General features: G+C 57.9%; 9 protein-coding genes and 1 tRNA gene. 1 reads left to right on the top strand and 9 read right to left on the bottom strand.

The genetic code is table 11. From position 1 onward, the window contains the following. Positions 1-60: 60 nt before the first annotated feature. The 7 genes from CRI94_RS12175 to CRI94_RS12145 all read right to left on the bottom strand — a co-directional run bounded on the left by CRI94_RS12175 (position 61) and on the right by CRI94_RS12145 (position 14,768). Positions 61-2,604 carry a glycoside hydrolase family 3 N-terminal domain-containing protein gene (locus CRI94_RS12175; protein WP_245846175.1) on the bottom strand — a complete coding sequence of 848 codons (2,544 nt, stop codon included), beginning with the start codon at positions 2,602-2,604 and terminating at the stop codon, positions 61-63. 114 nt (positions 2,605-2,718) lie between these two features. Beyond that, positions 2,719-4,644 (bottom strand): T9SS type A sorting domain-containing protein, encoded by a 1,926-nt coding sequence (locus CRI94_RS12170; RefSeq protein WP_098076112.1) that lies wholly within the window; start codon positions 4,642-4,644, stop codon positions 2,719-2,721. 195 nt (positions 4,645-4,839) lie between these two features. Continuing rightward, positions 4,840-7,416: a family 16 glycosylhydrolase gene (locus tag CRI94_RS12165; protein ID WP_098076110.1), complete on the bottom strand. Its 2,577-nt coding sequence runs from the start codon at positions 7,414-7,416 to the stop codon at positions 4,840-4,842. Between the two features lie 88 nt (positions 7,417-7,504). Next, positions 7,505-9,097: a RagB/SusD family nutrient uptake outer membrane protein gene (locus tag CRI94_RS12160; RefSeq protein WP_098076108.1), complete on the bottom strand. Its 1,593-nt coding sequence runs from the start codon at positions 9,095-9,097 to the stop codon at positions 7,505-7,507. Positions 9,098-9,188: 91 nt separating this feature from the next. Beyond that, the gene (locus CRI94_RS12155; protein ID WP_245846174.1) at positions 9,189-12,266 is read right to left on the bottom strand and encodes a SusC/RagA family TonB-linked outer membrane protein; all 3,078 of its coding nucleotides are present in this window, start codon (positions 12,264-12,266) and stop codon (positions 9,189-9,191) included. Between the two features lie 743 nt (positions 12,267-13,009). Then, positions 13,010-14,002 (bottom strand): LacI family DNA-binding transcriptional regulator, encoded by a 993-nt coding sequence (locus CRI94_RS12150; protein WP_098076106.1) that lies wholly within the window; start codon positions 14,000-14,002, stop codon positions 13,010-13,012. Positions 14,003-14,162: 160 nt separating this feature from the next. Then, positions 14,163-14,768, bottom strand: coding sequence for a hypothetical protein (locus tag CRI94_RS12145; protein ID WP_098076104.1), 606 nt, complete (start codon positions 14,766-14,768; stop codon positions 14,163-14,165). A gap of 260 nt (positions 14,769-15,028) precedes the next feature. On the opposite strand from CRI94_RS12145, the gene CRI94_RS12140 reads away from it, so the two are divergent. Then, positions 15,029-15,112, top strand: a tRNA-Leu gene (locus tag CRI94_RS12140). A 67-nt stretch (positions 15,113-15,179) separates the two neighbouring features. Here CRI94_RS12140 and CRI94_RS12135 read toward each other — a convergent pair. Both CRI94_RS12135 and CRI94_RS12130 read right to left on the bottom strand, forming a co-directional pair. Further along, the gene (locus CRI94_RS12135; RefSeq protein ID WP_098076102.1) at positions 15,180-16,286 is read right to left on the bottom strand and encodes a type I restriction endonuclease; all 1,107 of its coding nucleotides are present in this window, start codon (positions 16,284-16,286) and stop codon (positions 15,180-15,182) included. Between the two features lie 233 nt (positions 16,287-16,519). Then, positions 16,520-17,647 (bottom strand): hypothetical protein, encoded by a 1,128-nt coding sequence (locus CRI94_RS12130; RefSeq protein ID WP_098076101.1) that lies wholly within the window; start codon positions 17,645-17,647, stop codon positions 16,520-16,522. Positions 17,648-17,858: the final 211 nt, after the last annotated feature.

Raw genomic sequence — 17,858 nt, 5'->3', positions numbered from 1 at the left:
CATAGATGTTAATCGTCAGCCGTATCGCCTTACTCCGTCATCGGAACAGCATCGGGTCCGTTATTCCGAGGAGGAAAGTTGCAGCGGCTGTCCAGTCACGCGTAGTTGCTCGTTGAGGGCATCAATCTGAATCCGAAACTCTCCGGGCTCAACGACCGACTCGCCATCTCGTCCGATAAAGCTGAGATCGTCTTGGGATAGCGTAAACGTGATCGATCGCCGTTCGCCCGGCGCGAGATCAACTTTTGCAAATCGTTTCAGGCGCCGTGCTGCGGGTGTCACCGTGGCGACGACATCCGTCACATAGAGCTGAATGACATCCTTCCCCGGCCGGTCTCCCGTGTTTTCGATTGTCACCCCGACCTCGATTTGCTCTCCAGCCTGCAGGTTCGATGTCTCGATTAGAGCTGGACGTACGTGCAGATCGCTATAGGCAAAGGACGTGTAGGACATGCCGTCACCGAAGGCAAATAGTGGATCGGCACCGTCCATTCCAAAGTCTTCCGCAAGCCGCTCGCTCGGCTTATGATCGTACGTCGCGTACCCGGAAGGCGTCGCCGGATACGTGTACGGCAGGTGACCCGACGGATTCACGTCCCCGTACAGAACCTCCATGATCGCCTGTCCTCCCTCCGGCCCTGGATTGTAGGCTGCGAGAATAGCGTCCGCTCCTTCATGGACGGTCCCGAGCGTGCGTGGGCGTCCCTGCGCAAGAACCAGCACAACGGGGGTACCCGTGGCGGCAATGCGACGCAGCAGGGTGCGCTGCGCGTCCGGGAGCATCAGATTGCGAATGTTGCCCGCGGTTTCGGCGTACGCGCCTTCACCCAGGGCTACGACAGCGACGTCAGACTCTTGGGCGGCGACAACAGCTCGGTCGAGGCCCTTTGCATCGGTCAACGTCGCTCCCGGCACATATGTCATCCGGTCCGGGCCAACGCGCTCTCGAACAGCCTCCATAATGGTTGGACGCCCCTCGTGAAACATATCCTGCGACAGCCCCCCTCCCTGCCAGGTGTACGTCCAGCCGTTATTCAGAGACTGCATCGAGTGAGCCGTAGGGCCGGTCACGAGAACCCGTTGGCGGTCCGAAAGAGGGAGAACATCGTCGCGATTGCGGAGCAACGTGAGGGACTCACGTGCGGCCTGAAGGGCAACCTCACGATCTTCTTGAGTGCCAACGTTTTCAGCCGAGCGCATGCCTGCAAGTGGATCCTCAAAGAGTCCCAGACGGAGCTTCATTCGAAGAATGCGCCGGACCGAGGCATCGATGCGTTCTTCGCTTATCTGCTCGCTTCGGACAAGGTCCAGCGTATGCTCGATGAAGGATATGTCAGACGGCACCATACTCATGTCGATGCCGGCCTCAATCGCCATCCGAGTCGCCTCACGTTCCGTCGCCGCCACGCGATGCAGGCTGACGAGCTTTTTCACGTCGAGCCAGTCCGTTACGACCACACCCTCGAAGCCGAGTTCATCGCGGAGGACGTCAGTGAGCAGATAACGACTGGCATGCACCGGCACGCCGCTAACCTCGCCAGAATTGACCATGATGGAGGCTGCTCCGGCCTCAACCGCATCCCGAAATGGCGGAAGATACGTTTCCCGCAGCTCGATTTCAGGGATCTGTGCCGGCGTTCGATCCCGCCCGCTATCGGATCCCGAGTATCCAATGAAATGCTTTAGACAGGCCGCTACGTGATCTGGGCTTGATAGATCTGTGCCCTGCAGACCCTGAAGCGCGGCGAGACCCATCATCGACGTCAGATACGGATCTTCACTCGGCGATTCGTACAACCTCGGCCACCGTGGATCCCGGCCGACGTCGAGCACCGGAGCAAAATTCCAGGGGATGCCGCTGGATCGTACGTCTCGCGCCGTAATCGCCGCTGCCTTTTCGGCAAGCGGCAGATTCCACGTCGCGGCCATGCCCTGGCTTTGTGGAAAGAGGACCGCCTCCTGCGTATAGTTCGCCCCGTGTACGGCATCGATCCCGTAGAGGACCGGTATTCCCAACTCACCGGACATGGCCTCCTCCTGAATCGCCCGAATAATCTCGTGCCAGTGCTCGAGCGGATAGGCGGCACTGACGACATTTAGAATGGACCCTACATGGTGGTCTCGGATGACACGCCTGAGCTTCTCCGAATCGATGGCCTCGGGAAAATTGTCGGAGCGAGTGACCATTCCGAGCTCTAGCTGCGTCATCTGCCCCACCTTCTGCTCCAGTGTCATGTTGGACAGGAGCTGGTCAATCCGGGACTCGACGCGGGCTGAATCTGCATCGGCGGAGCTGGACATGATGCGCTCTGCGAAGGCGCCGCTCGATCGTTCATCCACGGTGACCGCCTCCTCGTCGGCTGTCACAAGATACACGGTGCGATCCATCGGCATGGTGACGCCCTCTGCGTCCGCGCGCTGTCCCGTTTGGCTGACCTCATTCGAGCCCATCGCGCCGTCGCCACCGACCGTAGGCATCGGCCCCGTCGACTGCGACTGTGCGCATCCGAGGACGAGAACGGAAAGGGAAACCCCGATTACAGCGAATACGAACATCATGGGCGAAAACGAGAGGGCGAAGGTCCGTCGGAAGGGGCGCGTCATGTGTATCCAGCAGAGAAAAGGATCGATCACGATCGCGATGGGGTGCCACCGCGCGGAAACCATGCGGCGGCCCGCTCTCAATTCTAGAGCGAGCCGCGCACGCTGCATCAAGCATCAACGAACGATGGTGAGTTTTTCCGTGCGCGAGAAGCTGCGACCTTCAAACCGAAGGAAGTAGACGCCGCTCGCGAGGTCGGCAGTGGAAATACGCGCCGTTTTCGCCGCCCCGGGCGTCGACACCCCCGATGCGACCGTTCGAATACGCTGGCCGAGAATGTCGAACAGCTCGATCGTCACGGGCTCTCGTTCCTTCACCAGGTACTGTACACGCGCCATATCACCGGATTGGATCGGGTTGGCCGTATTTCGGAGGAGCGTGAACGAGGAAGCCATGTCGATCGACAGCGTCAGCTCTTTGGTAGGGGTAGAACCACCATCGACGTCGACCTGGCGGAGACGGAAGCGGTGCTCACCCGGCGAAAGGTCTCGAACCCGGTATTGGTACCGCTGGACTTCGGAGGTCGTGCCCGCGCCATCCACGAAGCCATTTGTGCGAAACCCATCGCCTCCAGATGCGACCTGCACGTCGAAGCCGGCATTATTCGTCTCCGTCAGCGTTTGCCAGGAGAGGATTGCGTCCGTGCCATCCAGGCGTACATCAAAGCCCGCGAGTTCGACCGGGAGCGGTCCGTCGGCAGTGAAGCTAATCGCGTCCAGAAGTAGCTGTCCGCCCTCAGGATCGCCGACACCATCGTCAGGCGTAGCACTCGTGATGGAGAAGACAACGCCTGCGACGGTCCCGTTGAAAACGCCATCCCCGCCGGCCTGACCGTTCTGATTGCGTTGTAGATTATCGATCTCAACAGATGCCAACTGGTACGAGGGCGCTCCCTCTTGGAGCGACGACGCTCCCTGGACGCGTAGCTTGAGCCGGAATTCGTCATCGACCGCCGGGTCGTATGAGCCGTCGCCGTCTTCATCTTCCTGCACATTCGCCTCAAGGACAAACGACGTATTCGGGCTTCCTGCGTTGAACTTGTAGTAGAAGTTCAATCGCGGCGACGAAAAGCCACTGAGATCGGCGTTGATATCGTTTTTCCCAAAACCACCAATAAATCCGCCCTGGCTTCCGTCGCCGGACGCAAAGTCTGCAGCGAGCGACACGGCGCCTCCATTCTCCGGGGGTGTATCTCCACTTGTACCAAGCGTGACCCCGGTCTCGCCAGCAAACGTGAAGTATTCCGACACATCATCATCTTCGATGTCATCGAAGATCGTGGTCATACCAGGAGCTGCATTCGGCTCGATGGGTTCGCCATCGGAAAAGCTCACATAATCGATGACAAGTTGACCACCCTCTGGGTCGCCGCTTCCGTTGTCCGGCGTTGCCTCGTTGATCGAAAAGACAACCGCTGCAACGGTGCCGTTAAAAACGCCGTCTCCACCGGCCTGGCCGTTCTGATTGACCAGCATTCTCTCGACCTCAGCCGAGGCCAAAGCAAAGTCGGAGTCTCCCTGCACTCGGATAAAGAGACGAAATTCGTCATCTACATTCGGATCGTACGAGCCGTCGCCGTCTTCATCTTCCTGTATGTTGGCCTCGATCGTAAACGCAGATTCGGCACTACCAGCGTTGAACTTGTAATAGAAATTCAGTCTGGGTAGCGAATAACTGGAGATGTCCGCGTTGATATCGTTCTTACCAAATCCACCGATGAACCCGCCCTGGCTTCCGTCACCGGCTGCGAAATCAGCCGTCAGCGCCGCGGCCCCACCGTTCTGCGCGGGTACGTCCGTTCCCGTGCCCAGCGTGACGCCCGTCTCGCCGGCGAACGTGAAGTACTCCGAGACGTCGTCATCCTCAAAGTCGTCAAATACGTCAACCGTTGGTTGGGCGACACTTGCCGTCGCTGCGAAAAACGTCAGGCAAAAGAGCATGGCAAGTACAGAGATGCCACCGCGCATGCTCTTTTCGAGAACCCCGACCATCATGGATGACCGTCGAGTGCGAAATCGGGGCGTGGTAACGGATCGAATCATTGGCTCATGGTCGTTTGGTGAAAGGCCACTCTCGAATACATTCCCGATCGCCACAATGGGGTGTGGGAAACCGACCGGGGATACCAGAAGGTGAGAGGGCCAGTCCGGTGGCTCTCTCGGTCATACAGAAACGGACTGCAATAGCCCGAAAAGCGCAGCAGCAGGACGCTACGACGCTCAGTGCGTCGTACGGTCTCAGTTAGCGGGTCGATAGAAGCGCACCCAGTCATACTCAGCACGGACCGGGAAATTGCTGTCATCGATCTCTCCTGCGAAACTCGGCGAGTTGGAGACCCAGAGGTTCATCATGATTTGCATGTCGAGGTTCGGAATCTCACTCGAGCTGGCCCCCTCGACCGTCGCCTGCTTCACGAGCTGACCGTCGCGGTACCATTTGATTTCTCCGGGCGTCCACTCAAAGGCGTAGTTGTGGAATTCCTGTGACGCATCGTAGCTCAGACCCACACCTTCGGGAAACGGCGGCACCTGGTACGCATCGTTATTGGCCGCCCCCTCTGGGCCATCATTGTAGTAGATGTTGGTCAGCATCGAGCGATTGTTTTTACCCACGATCTCGATGTCGATCTCTTGCCAGGGGTTGTATCGGTAGCCAAAGAAGGACGAAACGGTACCGCTGGGGCCGGCCGACTTCATTCGCACTTCGTAGCACCCGTAGCTGTAAAATCCGGTCTGATTGTCTGTGCGGAGTTCAGCACCTGTGTACGGTTTTCCGTTGAACTGCTCTTTCTTCAGGTTCAGCACCATCTTTCCATCCTCGTACGTAATGTTGTCTGGACGGAAGGTCGCGAGGTTTCCGTTGAATGTCGCGTTCCCGCGATCCCAGAACGTGTCGTTCGGGGCGTCGAAGTTGTCCTCGAAAAACAGCTCGTAGTCGTTTCCACACGCACTCTGGACGGTGCCGCCCCCGGCTCCGAGATCCTGGTCCGAGAAGATGATGTCGTCGATCGTGAGCGTGAATGATTCAGCCGGCAGGTTGCCGATGGCGAAGATCACATTTGCGATCCGGGAAGAAAGCTGTCCATCCCCCCCGTTGTTGACGTCGTTATCATCCTGAAATGCACTCAGCGGAACGCTGATGCGCGTGTATCCCGAGGCACTCGGCTCTACCACGTAGTCGTACTGGAACTCGTCGTCTGTGGCGCCGCTGCCATCGTACTGATCGTTCCCGTCTTGATCTTCCTGGAGGTTGATCTCCAGGGTGTACGTTGAAGCAGCATCCGACTTCACGTACATCGTGAAATATGGGTCGCTGCCGAGATCAGAGACATCGACGCCGTCTTGGCCACTGCCGTACTCTTTGCCGAATCCGGCGAACCCACCGCCGCCTCCCCCATCAACGTTGGCGGCTATGGCCGCCATTCCTCCCGCGTCCATAGCTGCGTCACTGCTCTCGGAGAGGCCGATGGTGGCTCCTTGACCCTGAAACGTGACATATTCGTCGGCCTGAATACCATCTTCGAAATCGTCATACAGGATGAGGCCATCACCGTCGCCGTCATCGCGGAACGTGCTTCCTCCGTTCGAACCGTCCGATACGGAAACCGTCTGCGTCGATGTGGAGGTAACGCCTTCGTCATCCGTCACCGTGAGCGTGACGGTATAATCGCCTTGCGCACCGTAAGCATGAGACGGCGTCTCACCGGTTGCCGTCGTGCCATCACCGAAGTCCCAGTCGCGCGATACGATCATGCCGTCGTCACTCGATCGATCGGTGAAGTTAACCGTCTCCCCGACCGCCGGCTGGCTCGGTGCAAAAATGAAGTTGGCATTCGGAGCAGCGTTGCCGCCCCCCTCTTCACCGGGTATGTCTGGACGACGGGCAAGACGATCAATCTCGAGGGTACCTGTGAACGTGTCCGAACGCCCGAGGAAGTCCAGCGAACCGCCATCGTTGACCAACAGAACGACCTCGGTGATATTGGTCGCGTCCACGGGCTGGCCGTCGAACTGCACGAAGAGATCGCGGAAATCGAAATAGTAGTCGGCGTATTCACCGTCTGCGGGTACCTCCTTGATAAGCGGCGCCGCACTGCTGTTGGCATCCGGCAGGTCGCCCTCCTGGTTGAGTGCCGCACGCACGATCGCCGGCCCCGGGCTGTCCGCCGAGACCCTCATTCGAGCGACGAGTACGGGCGTTTGTCCAAAGTCCACCGTCTCACTGAGCGCATGGCTTACGCCCGGGAAGACGCCCGGGCCGCCCGCACCTGAACCTGGCACAGAGAGTTGTCCATCGATGCTGCTCGCACCTTCGAGACCATTGAATCCAAAAAAGTCATCGACGATACCAGAGCCTGCGTAGTCGGTGATCAACTCATCATTGAAGCCGACGAAGCCAAAGAGTTGAATGGTCACGTACCGCCCCCCTGCCGAAAAGATGAGCTTTTCGGTAAAGGTCGCTTTATCCTGAGGCGGCGAGAATGTGACGTCAAACACCGACGTCCCATTCGAAGGATCTCCCGTCTCCTCGACAAGCTCGACCGTAAACGGCGTCGGGACATCCCCCGGCTCGGGGCGAACGTCCAGGGACGTATAGGTCAGCGTCAGTTGCTGTGTCGTATCCGTCGCCCCGGGTCGAACCTCAAACCCGACGCGGGACGTGCTCGGGGCGATGAAGTTATCGCCGTCGTCGTTCATGCCTCCCTGGTCACAACCGGAAAGCAGACTTACCGTCGAGACGGTAAGTACGCTAAGGAGGAGCCCAAGAAGCAGCGTCCAGAGTGGTGATGTCGTCGTACTACGATCGATATACATGTCAGCGGAGCAATAGGGATAAAGCAATCATGCCGAGGAGAAGAGGTAGCGCACCGGAAGCCCATCTAGCGCCAGGGGCTCGATTCGCCTAATAGCCTGGATTCTGCGTCAGAACGCCGTCGCTCAAATCAATCTCACGTTGAGGAATCGGCATGCGCTCGTGCGTTCCCGCATCGAAGCCTGCATCACCGAGGACCTCCGGTGCGCGTCCCTGCCGGACGAGATCAAAGAAGCGCAGATCCTCCATCGCAAGCTCCAGACGCCGCTCCCGGTAGATTGCCTCCAGCAGTTCCTGTGCATCGGTCGTGGTAATGTCCGGCAGCACGCCAGCTGGATCGTTATTGGGGTTGTCGTCGTCATCTCGAGCGCGAGCTCGCACGCGGTTCAGCGACTCACGAGCGGCTGGCAGGTTACCATTCTCGGCTGCGGCCTCCGCGTGCCAGAGTAAAACATTCGCGAGGCGGATATACCGAACGTTGCTTGGGCCGGCAAACACGCCAATGCCCTGTGCCTGCGGATACTCAGACTGCGGTATCCATATTTTCTCGTTGTGATATCCCGATCGGCTGCTTCCTCCGGCGACGACGGTGCCGTCGGGCATCTGCTCACCCGGCTCGATGATCGTTGCGTCACGCCGGGGGTCGTTGCTGTCGAACGCCTGGTAGAGATCCTCCGTCGGGTTGTTGAAACCGAAGCCCCACGTTGACCGACTGGCCTGATACACGTTGCCGTAGTATCCCTCGACCTGATTCGGGAGGGTCGCGTAATTGATTTCGAAAATCGAACCCGGCCCGTGCTCTCCGCTCAGGCGGAAGATGCTGGAAAAGTCCGGCTCGAGTCGGTACTCACTGGAGCTGATCACCTCCAGAGCCAGCGGTTCTGCTGCAGGCCAATCTTCCTGAAAGATGTGGGCCTTGACGAGAAGCGCTTTCGCCGCCCCTGTCGTAGCTCGACCGTACTGTTCTGCACCACGCTCGCTCTTCGTCGGGAGCTCGTTGATCGCTGCCTGAAGATCTGTTTCGATCTGCGTCCACACCTCGGGTTCGGGCGAACGCGGCTTATCGGCTCCACCGATCGTGACCACGTCGTTGACGAGGACGATGCCTGGCCCATTATTCGTTTCGGGCTCTGTTCCAAACGCCTGGAGGAGGTAAAAGTAGGCGTATGCTCGGAGGAATCGGGCCTCGGCCAGAATGTCCGCCTTTTCCTCCGGATCCATCTCGATGTCGGGCACACGGTCGAGCAGACGATTGGACCGGGTCACCGCCTCATAGAGACTGCTCCACATCTTCGCGATGTAGAGGTTGTTCGGGTCGACCGTGAACGTCTGAATGTCATCGATGTCCGGCTGGTCGTTTCGGCTCTCGCCGCCTTTAAACGAGTCGTCGGAAGCAACGCTACCGAATACCATGTCGTAGCCAGCGAGAAACTCGGGCGCCCCCTGGTATGTGAGGCGCTTCTGCTGCTGAATCGCGGAATAGACGCCGGCAAGGGCGCGATTGGCATCCTCAGGGGTACGGAAAAAGTTAGCGGAGGTCTGCTCGCCCTGTGGCTCGATATCGAGCATGCTATCGCAGCCGCTGGCAACAAGCCCAAGCGTGAGGAGCAACACTCCAGCAACGAGCGCTGAAAGGCGACGAGTAATCTGGCGTAAGACCGTCGAAGTCGCGGAAACAATCATGGAGACGAAGCGAGGTCAAGGTGATTCGGAAACGGGGCCGGCGAGCGCACAAAGGGCACGCGGCAGAAGCGGGATAGCAAGAGAGGCTCCACTAGAATCGAAAGTCGATGCCAACGGTGTACGTTCGCGCCTGCGGATAGACACCTCGATCGATGCCGCGATCCAGTACGCCGCCACGTTCACCAATCTCCGGGTCGAGCCCGTTGTAACCGGTGAACGTCAGCAGATTCTGGCCGCCGACAAAAATGCGAGCCTTGCGAACGTCGGCGCCAATCGATTCGAAGAGACGCTGGGGCACGGTATAGCCGAGCGTCACATTTTTGAGTCGTAGATACGATCCGTCCCGAACATATCGGTCGGAGATCCGCGTATTCTGGTTGGGGTCGGACACAGTCAGGCGCGGCACATCGTTACTCGTCCCGGGTCCCGTCCAGCGGTTCAGAGCATCTTCTTCAAGATTGAAGATGCCCGAACCCAGCGTGTAGTACTCGTAGGCCGCGAAGAGCTCGTTGCCCTGGACTCCTTGCAGGAAAAAGCTGAAGTCGAATCCGCGGAAAGCCACGCTGCCGTTGAGGCCGTACGTGAAGTCAGGAAATGGATTGCCGAGAAAGGTCCGATCGGCGTCATTGATCACGCCGTCGTCATTTAGATCACGGAAGCGAATGTCGCCGGGCGCCGTGCCGGCGTCCTGAAACGCGGCATCATCGACCTCTTCCTGCGTCTGGAAAATGCCGTCGGTCACGTGGCCGTAGTACGAACCAATGGGCACACCAGGAACCGTTCGGGTAATGAGTCCCTGCCGGTAGGCTCCCCCTTCAATGTCGCTTGTCGCACCAAGGCTCTTCACCTCATTCGATGCCTGTGCAATATTTCCGTTGATCTCGTACGTCAGGTCACCATCAAACAGGTTATCGGCCCAGCCAAGCGAAAACTCGAACCCGATATTTTGAACCTCTCCCGCGTTCTGAACCTGTCCAAAGCGCTGCGCACCGCTCGTGGAGAGCTGCTGCACGTTGAGGAGTAGGTCCTTCGTGTTCTTGACGAAGAAGTCAGCCGTGGCGGTGAGGCGCGAATCGAAAAGCGACGCGTCAATGCCCGCCGTCGTCTGCCTCGATTCCTCCCATTTGAGGTCCGGGTTACCAGATCCAGCAACCGTGGCCCCTGGAAAGACCGTGTTGTTTGTGCCGGTAATGTAGTTTCGGAAGCCCTCAATCCCCGTGAGGAAGAGGAAATCTCCAATTGCATCGTTTCCATTGATGCCGTAGCCGCCGCGCAACTTCAGGTCGTCAACAAATTCGACCGATTCCATGAAGGCCTCCTCGGACACGCGCCAGGCAAGCGAGAAGGATGGAAAGAAACCAAATCGGTTGTTTTCCCCGAACCGGGACGAACCGTCATACCGGGCAACTACGGTAGCAAGGTAGCGGCTATCGTAACCGTAATTCACGCGACCGAAGTACGAAACGAGTCGCGAACGATCCAGATCGCCTGTCGCGCCCTGACTTGCGCTTCCCTGCTGCAGGTACCGAAGCGATGGATCGTCGTTGGGCAATCCGGTCGTGTTCGCACTAATGAACTCGTAGGTGTTCCACTCCGCTGACGTGCCGCCGAGCACGGTGAGGTCGTGCTTCGTCCCAAAGATGCGGGAATATGTGGCTGTGTTCGACCAAATCAAGGACGAGCGCCGGTCAGAGTACCTGCTTACGGAGTTTGTCAAGTTCGAGAACTCCGGGCTGACCGAGTATGTCGGTGTGAACGAGTAATTGTCGCCGTAACGCAAGTCGACGCCAACGTCCGATTTAAGACTCAGACCTTCGATCGGCATGATATCAGCAAACACGTTCCCCGCGAGGCGCGTCGACCGATCCTCCGAATTGTTGAAGTCGAGCACTGCGACCGGATTGAGAGCGTTATTGCCGAACTGGCTGAATGTGTAGTTGTCCGTCGTATTCAGATCTGGATCACGGACCGGCTCCGTCGGAGAGAATTGGAGCGTCGAGATCATGAAGTTGTTTACGTCGTCATTCTCCGGAACGACATTTCTGAAATCCCGACCGATCGAAAGATTCTCGCCTACGGTAAAGAGGCCCGACTCCGGCGTATATTCGGTATTCAGGCGGAAATTGATCTGGCGATAGTCCGATGTTTTGACGATCCCGGTTTCATCCGTGAAATCACCGCTGACCCGGAAATTGAACCCGTCGCCGCCACCGGACACTCCGAGTGTGTACTTCTGGAAGGCACCCGTCTGGAAAATTTGATCCTGCCAGTTGGTTGACTGCCCGCGAAGCGACGCCGGATTGGGGTAAACAGGCGTTCGGTTGGCGTTAATTGCGGATTCGTTCCGTAACGTTGCGTATTCCGCGGCTTCAAGCATGTCGATCTGCCGCGGCGCCTCGGAGACACCGTACTGAGCGTTGAAATTTACTCGCGTCTCGCCCGACGTCCCTTTTTTCGTTGTGATGAGGATGACGCCGTTGCTTCCCTGCGTGCCATAGATGGCTGCGCCTGCCGCATCCTTGATCACGTCGATCGATTCGATATCGTTCGGGTTGAGATACTCTGGTCGATCCGGCAACGGAAGACCGTCGACGACATACAGCGGCTCGTTGCTGCCCGTCGACGCAATACCTCGAATCCGCACGCTAAACCCCTGCCCGGGACTGCCGGAGTTCTGCGTAACAACGAGACCAGGCACCGTCCCCTGAAGCGCCTCCGCCGGATTTGTGAGCGCCCGGTCCGCAATGGCCTCTTCCGAAATGGAGGAAACGGAGGTCGTCAGCTCCTGGCGTTGCTGCTCCCCGTACCCGACGACAACCAGTTCATCAAGGCCAATCGAGCCTTCTGCAAGCGAGAAGTCCACCTCCGTCGTTTCGCCGTCAACAACCTGAACATCTGCACGAGTTTGAGCGCGGAATCCAATGAAGGACGCCCGGAGATCGTACGTCCCGGGATCGACACCCGGAATCGTGTACGTTCCATCGACGTTGGTCGACGACCCCTTTTGAGAGCCGACGAGGACGACGTTGACGCCAGGCAGCGGTTCACCGGTGGCTTCCTCGACCACGGTACCGACAATTGTGCCCGTCTGCGCGGTCGCCGCCTCCGGCAAAGCAATCATACCGGCGAGAAAAAGGCCAAGGATCAGGTGCAGATTCTTCCAGACCATGAGAACGGTGGATACGGAGCGTGGGATAGGTCTCGTATTCGCTGACGAATTTGCGGAGAGCCGACGGAGGAGATCCAGCGTGAGCCCGATCTTCCGCCGCAGAAAGCGCTTCCACCTTCGGCGGTTGAGGATGGCACGCCGTCGACTCAATCGACGAGTCAGCAGGAGTGCAGGAACCGTCCGACCACAATCGTCGAAACGAATGAAACCGGTTTCATTCCCGCGCTAATACGATACTGTGACGACATGGAGAAGTGCAAACCAGACCGAAATAATTCTCCCAGACGTGCCCTGAGCGTCGCTCAAGGTTGATTATGCCGAGGCGCCCCGATCGGGTGAAACTATCGGGAGCAATGAAATGAGCCCAAGGCGCGGTTCTAGCGATCCAGACCTTGACCGTTCGGATACTCCAATTACCACGGTTCTCAATCAACGCTTGGCTTAGGTCAGGCTTGGGGCTATACGGAACGACGCCGACCGACTCATCCTCTTTTCCGAGCCACGGAGACTCCGTCCGAGAAGCAGGATCGCGTCCGGTAGGACGAGCCGTCTAGACGCTCGTTCAACCCATGCGATTGTGCCACCGGGCATATCTTCGACTGTGACGCGCCGGACGGTGATGCAAGACATCGGTCATCCGATGAAATAAGCGTGCCGCTCCCCGACCGGAAGCGGCACCCTTGAGTGTGCGTACGTAAAGAAAGCAGATGTGGTCAGGCCGACTGCTAGTCGGACTCTGTCATTCACGTACTCGATCGAATGACGAGTTCGGAACCCAGAGTTGCTTCCTCGATGGGCATCTCAGAGTGACCAGCCATTCGATCGAGCAGCCGTTGCGCAGCCCGCCGGCCGAGATCGAAGACCGGCACGCGAACCGTCGTCAGCGGTGGAGATGCGTAGCGCGCGCTCGGAATGTCGTCAAAGCCGGCGATTGCGATGTCGCCCGGCGTCGTTATTCCTGCTTCCTGAAATGCCGAAATGGCCCCGATCGCCATGTAATCATTGCACGAGAAGAAGGCATCGGGACGCGGATCGAGCTCCAGAATCTGTTTCCCCGCCTCGTATCCGCTCGCGCGGGTAAAGTCGCCATCGATTACCGGCGCTTCGGACGGATTTCGCCCGCTGTCAGACAGCGCGTCACGGAATCCGGACAGCCGCTCCTGCACGTCGAGACTGTTGCGCGGCCCCGTGATCACGCCGATGTTTCTGTACCCGCGCTCGATGAGGTGCTTCGTCGCCTTGTAGGCTCCCTCCCGGTTTTCGATGTCGTATGCGTCATGATCCGGCCCGACGTTGGAGCTGTTCATGAAGACAACCGGCACATCCGGGCGCGGCGTCTGCAGGATATCGTCTGCCTCCACGTGCGTGGTCATGACCAGCAGCCCATCCACACGGCCGCTCAGCGCACGCATAGCCGCCTCCGCTTCATCGCGATTGTAGTGCGAACTCGAGATCAGCAGATGATAATGAGAGGACTGCGCCACCTCATCGATCCCGCGCATCACTTCAGAGAAAAACTCACCGTGCGGCGCCGGCAGAACAACACCGATCGCGTCCGTGCGACCGTGACTCAGACTCTTGGCCGTCGCGTTCGGCTGATACCCCATTTCGTCAGCGATTCGGCGCACGCGCTCGACCGTTTCCGGCCGAACGAGGTCTGTGTGGTTGAAGACCCGGGAGACAGTTGTCGCCGAGACATTGGCCTCGCTTGCCACATCACGAATGGTGACAGCCATAAGAGGATCACTTCGGTCGCGTCGGTGAGAGATCGGGAGGTCAACCTGAAGGGTTAACCGATTTCCTACTCTCTACTGTCCTCTCGGCGAAGGGATTCCCACCGGCGCCACAGCCGGATGAAGCGGCCCCTCACGAGGCCCTCGAAGAAAACGGAGACATCTATCTGGACGTGGGCAGTGCGTCGTCGACAAACGGCAACAGCGGCCGGGCACTGTGGAGCGCGACGGCTTCACGTTCATCCGCCGTACGATGCAGAAGGCGCAGGCGACGCAGATAGTCCGTTCGATCGTCCGTCGGTAGGGAGAGCAGAATCAACACACGCGCGGCCTGGTCCACCGTCCAATCCGATGGGTCCCAGTCGGGGTTTAGCGAGCGAGCATGCGACAGATCCGACGCGCCCAGGTCGAGCGGCGCAGTCCCGGTCCGTTTTGGGACGTTTGTAAAGGCCGGGAGCACCCGGGCGTCTCTCGCTCCGTTTGCGATCGACGCCGCGATACTCGTCAGCCAGCGGACATCCGCCGCGCGGACCTGCTTTTTTAGCCATCGTTTCAGACAGTCGCGAGTGGCGACGGTCCCGGCCACCGTGTCGGGTGAGGCGGACGCCGGTGACGAGGCGTCCGAGCCCGGAGCGGAGGCCGTCCACCGATTCGACGCGGCGGAATCATGGCGCGGGCGATCCTTCAGGACGCCGGCGTGCTGTGGCAAGAAGGCAGCGGCCGAAGACGCCGCAGGAGAGCGGGGAAGTGTAGGTGTCGGTGCAGACATGGCGGGGAGACGACGTACAACGGGGGCGAACCTCGCAGATGTCGCGAGGGGCCGAACAATGTCCTGCATCCATACCAAGCCGATATGCTCCAGACGGCCGCTTCGTATGCGCCTTTGGATGAATCCACCTTTTCCAGCCTGGGATGACGCCTCTCGTGGACATCATCGAACGTCTTCCCAAATGATCCACCGAACCTTACAGATGAGACCGGAACCAATCCCGCCGTCACATCATTTCGATTGTCGCAATTATACTCAAGGCCCGAGTGGCGGAACTGGCAGACGCGACGGACTCAAACTCCGTTGTCCGTTAGGACTTGTGGGTTCGAGTCCCACCTCGGGTACAAAGACAGAACGCCCCTTCAGCAATCACCGCTGGAGGGGCGTTTTTACGTCATATGCCACCTGCCCCTATTCCGTATCGTAGAAGTGGACGGTTTGGCGTAGCTTATCTGCGTGATCGTAGATTTCATCAACAGCGTCGATAGGCACTCGCTCCTCGTTCTTTTCCTCGTCGAACAGGCCGAGGTACTTTTGTGCCGTTTCAAATCTCAGCCGACAGATTGGCTGCCTGTTATTGTCATCGAGAAGAATCCCGAAGTACGACTTCACGTCTCGAGACACGACGCGATCAACGTCGACTACCTCTCGCATAATCGCGCGAACAATGCGGAAGCCCTCCATCTCTTCCTCTGTTGTCACAACGTCTCCATCCTTAGCAATTACACCGTCTGGTAGTGAGTCAACTCGTTCTTCGGATTCGACACCGTCTTCTTCATTGAATGCGTCGTCAGTAACTGCCTCTTCTTCAGCTAAGGCTGTATTTAAGCGTCCACGGATTTTGTCGCTCACGAACTGACGAAGAGCATCATGGACGATCTCGCTAAATTGATACCGAACGTTTTTTGTTATTCGTCCGTCGTAGACCTGTCCCGTCATAAATCGAACGAATTCTTGCTCCGGCTCATCCCACTGGGTTTGTAAATATTCTAAAAGTGCTTTTCGATACTTCAGGTCGTGTGCCGCAGATAGCATGTCATCCAGGTCGAACGACGATTTTCGAAGACGCTTGAGTTCGCCGACCTTGTTCTCATTAACATGAAGAAGGTTGAACGTCAAGAAAGGACGCTCGTCCATTTTATTCTCTTGCTCCAGATCAGTAAAAAATTTATACGTTAATCCGTTGGTAAGGACCCCTATTTTTGCCTCCGTGACGTGGAAATATCTGAAAAGCTGATCGGCGTGATCTGGGTCGAGCGGTGCACCGGCATGCTTACACTCAAAAAGCATCACGGGCCTACCCTCTAACTTGATCGCGTAGTCGACTTTCTCTCCTTTCTTAGTACCTACGTCGGCCGTGAATTCCGGAACGACCTCCGTCGGATCAAAAGGGTCGTACCCGAGCGCTTTGATAAAGGGCATGACAAGGGCATTTTTCGTCCCCTCCTCCGTTTCCAGATGATCAATCTGGCTGATCGCGCGAGAGGACAACGAGGCAATCTCCTCAATGAAATCCATAACTTACGCCCTGGTAACTGGGTTTACATGACTACATCAAAATACAGTTATTGCCTGGATGAAATCAACTAAATGGTGCTAAGGCAGAATGCATATAAATCGAGACGCCGTGTCCTTCCCCGCAAACACTCTAACACAAGAACACCCAACCCCCTATCTCACATCCCAAAAAGACGCCACCCGGCCCGCACGAAGCGAACCGGGTGGCGTTTACCTTCCAGAAGAACAGAATGCTACAGCGGGCACCCCGCATTGTTGTACTCATCGAGCTCATACGACAGATCCAGCATCGTCTCCCGATCGCCTGAATCCAGAGCCGCATTCACGTTCGCAATCGTCGTGGAAGCAGATGGGCCGGCATACGCCACGTCCGGATGCGCGCTACTCAGAACGGCGGCAATAGCCTGTTTCAGCAAGAGACGCGCAGCGGCCGTAGCATCGGGGCCGCCTCTGTAGCTCAGGGCCTCCAGGAGCGTGTCGTCGTCCAGACCGTACGCAGCAGCGCTACTGAACACGCTTCCGACTGTCTGATACGGCGAGTATCCCGTGGCGGCCCAGGCATTCTCCTGATTCCCCGGGCCGTCTCCCGTATGATTCTTCCAGTACCCCAGCGTGCACCCTTCGTCGCCCCGTTCTACCATGCGGCACATTTCAAGATCGTCGATGCCACCGGAGCCGGTTTGATTATCAAGCGTCTCCGTTCCGAGCGTAAACAACATCGAGTTATTGATGACAGGCGTGGAGGTCGTCGTCACTTTTTCAACCGATCCGTTCCCCTGACCGGTTGACGCGCCAACCTGAACACCGTCCACGTACAGGGACACCGGCGCTTCGTAACTCTCATTGTCGACAGTCACATACGACTTGATGTAAATCCCCGACCCGGAGAAGCCAGAAATCGTTACCTTTCCGCCCCACTGATGGTCGCCGTCTGCGGCGAATCCCGTGCTCGACGGAATCACGAGGAGACGACCCTGCCCGTCACAGTCGGCACACTGGCCATTATTCCATACGAGATCGGGATCGGGGCTAACGGTTCCATCGAGATCGGTGTCGAACGCAACGGGTGAAATCCCGGCCGCCGCGCCCGGCGCGTATCGATCGGCTGAGAATGACAGCGTCGTTCCGAAAATCGACCCAGACGTGATCGCATCCCCGTGCGACAATGAATTGAAGTCGACATACTCACACACTTCGTATGATCCGTTCGCAGACTTCGAGAACTCGTCGGAGGAGGCATCAACGATGCCATTGGAAGAAGAGTCGCATCCGGTGATAACAAGAAAGGCCGCGGCCAGGATTAGAGAGGCCCGAACGAGATGATCTGATACCAGGGTAAAGAAATGCGGACGAGTGTTCATGGCGTTTCAGGAATTTAGTGACGGCGCAATCAGACGGACAGTTGCCCTCTGCTCGAAATGCCGAAACCACCATCGTCTAACGGGAAATACCGAACTGCCCCCGAGCATTACAGTCTGTGCAGAGGACGAACCTGGCACACAAACTCACTACTACACCGACATACATCACCCTCCTATGATCTCGCAATCACGTCCGTCAAAGCGCATGCAA

Origin of the sequence: Longibacter salinarum (assembly GCF_002554795.1) — a bacterium.
Classification (GTDB): domain Bacteria; phylum Bacteroidota; class Rhodothermia; order Rhodothermales; family Salinibacteraceae; genus Longibacter; species Longibacter salinarum.
Note: the sequence above shows the minus strand (reverse complement) of the source record. Positions and strands in the feature narration are given on the sequence as shown.

Bases quoted from the DNA above. Each gene is read 5' to 3' on its own strand.
- CRI94_RS12175 (WP_245846175.1), bottom strand. From the start codon at position 2,604: ATGACGCGCCCCTTCCGACGGACCTTCGCCCTCTCGTTTTCGCCCATG.
- CRI94_RS12170 (WP_098076112.1), bottom strand. From the start codon at position 4,644: ATGATTCGATCCGTTACCACGCCCCGATTTCGCACTCGACGGTCATCC.
- CRI94_RS12165 (WP_098076110.1), bottom strand. From the start codon at position 7,416: ATGTATATCGATCGTAGTACGACGACATCACCACTCTGGACGCTGCTT.
- CRI94_RS12160 (WP_098076108.1), bottom strand. From the start codon at position 9,097: ATGATTGTTTCCGCGACTTCGACGGTCTTACGCCAGATTACTCGTCGC.
- CRI94_RS12155 (WP_245846174.1), bottom strand. From the start codon at position 12,266: ATGGTCTGGAAGAATCTGCACCTGATCCTTGGCCTTTTTCTCGCCGGT.
- CRI94_RS12150 (WP_098076106.1), bottom strand. From the start codon at position 14,002: ATGGCTGTCACCATTCGTGATGTGGCAAGCGAGGCCAATGTCTCGGCG.
- CRI94_RS12145 (WP_098076104.1), bottom strand. From the start codon at position 14,768: ATGTCTGCACCGACACCTACACTTCCCCGCTCTCCTGCGGCGTCTTCG.
- CRI94_RS12135 (WP_098076102.1), bottom strand. From the start codon at position 16,286: ATGGATTTCATTGAGGAGATTGCCTCGTTGTCCTCTCGCGCGATCAGC.
- CRI94_RS12130 (WP_098076101.1), bottom strand. From the start codon at position 17,647: ATGAACACTCGTCCGCATTTCTTTACCCTGGTATCAGATCATCTCGTT.